1 protein-coding gene and 1 pseudogene are annotated in these 1,554 nt (G+C 65.8%); both read left to right on the forward strand.

From position 1 onward, the window contains the following. Positions 1–935, forward strand: a 935-nt coding sequence (locus ACYVDE_RS22340; protein WP_460503740.1) for a DUF2851 family protein, incomplete at its 5' end; no start/stop codon positions are given. Then, positions 932–1,554 (forward strand): annotated as a pseudogene (locus ACYVDE_RS22345) (hypothetical protein); the annotation flags it as partial. The gene ACYVDE_RS22340 and the pseudogene ACYVDE_RS22345, both read left to right, overlap by 4 nt.

Consider the following 1,554-nt stretch of genomic DNA (forward strand, 5'->3'; position numbering starts at 1 on the left):
TGCTGGATGCGCCCACCACCGCGCCGTTGCCCTGCGCCCCGCTGCTGCCGCTGGTGCCCGAAATCACGCGCACGATGATGGTGGAGCGGGCGCTGCTGGAGCGCGTCGAGCGTAAGGCTGACGACGTGCTGGCCCTGCATCAGCATCTGGGCCAGGACTGGGAGGCCACCGCCTACCATGCCCTGATGGCCGCTTTCGGCTTCCAGAAAAACAGCGAACCGCTGGCGCGCCTGGCTAAAGCCCTGCCGCTGAGTGTACTGCGCCGCCATCGCCACGACCAACGCCAGCTCGAAGCGTTACTGTTTGGGCAGGCCGGGTTTTTGGCGGAGAACGACGAAACGGCCGCCGACGAGTACATCCGCGACCTGCGGCAGGAACATGAGTTTCTGCGCCATAAGTACCAGCTGGGCGCGGCCGCGCTGGCCGTGCACGAGTGGAATTACCTGCGTCTGCGCCCGGCCAACTTCCCCCCGGTGCGGCTGGGGCAGCTGGTGGGGCTGCTGCACGCCCGGCCAACGTTGTTCGACGCCTTGCTCACGGCCCAAAGTGTGGCGGCGCTTACCGAATTCTTCCAGGCGACGGCCCCCGAGTATTGGCGCACGCACTTCCGGCCCGGGCGCGCGGGCAAGGTGCCTAGCCTGGGCAAAAGCAGTATCGCCCTGCTGATTACCAACGTCGTGGTGCCGCTGCGCGTGGCCTACGCCCGGCACGTGGGCCAGCCCGAAATAGTTGAAAGCAGTGTAGCGCTGCTGGCCGGGCTGCCCGCCGAGCACAACCAATTCACCGATGTGTACGCGGCGCTGGGCTTCGTGCACCGCTCGGCGGCCGACTCGCAGGGCTTGCTGGCCCTGCACAAATCGTACTGCGCCCCGCGCCGCTGCCTGCACTGCGCCATCGGCAGCCGGCTGGTGCAACAACCTCGTGCAGTGCAATGAAGCTGGTAGTTGCGCTTCTGCTGAACGGACTGCTGCTGGCCCTGCTGCTGCCGTGGCTCCGGCGGCAATGGCAATGGGCGCGGGCAAACAACTGGACAGCCATTTTGGCCCTGAGTGCCCTCCTGCGCGTGGCGGTGGGGGTAGGGCGGAGCATTCCGCTCAAGCTGGATGCGGCCTTCATGAGTGGTATAAGCGACATGGTGACTGCCCGGCTATGGGCCAGCCCGGGCACAGCATGGCAGCTGCTGACGCAGGCCATCACCACTTTTCCCACGCACAATGCCGGCCCGATAGTGTACCAGAATTCATCGAATACCTGGACGTTTATCAAACTACTGGCGCTTCTCAACCTTGCTTCGCTAAACACCGGCTGGCTGAATGCCGGCTACCTGAGCGTTTTCGCGTTTGCGGGCTGCTGGGCCTTGGTGCGAACAATGGCCCGGTTATTTCCGGGCACCCCGGCGGGCGCGGGCGCAGTGGCGCTGCTGCTTTGGCCCTCGGTTTGGTTCTGGGCTACGGGCATCAGCAAAGAGGCAGTGCTGCTGGGTTCGGGGGCGTGGCTCACGGCGCGGGTGCTGGCGTGGCTCTATCGCGATGCCCGCGCCTCATCGTGGCCGCT

The sequence above is a fragment of the Hymenobacter agri genome (genome assembly GCF_054778495.1).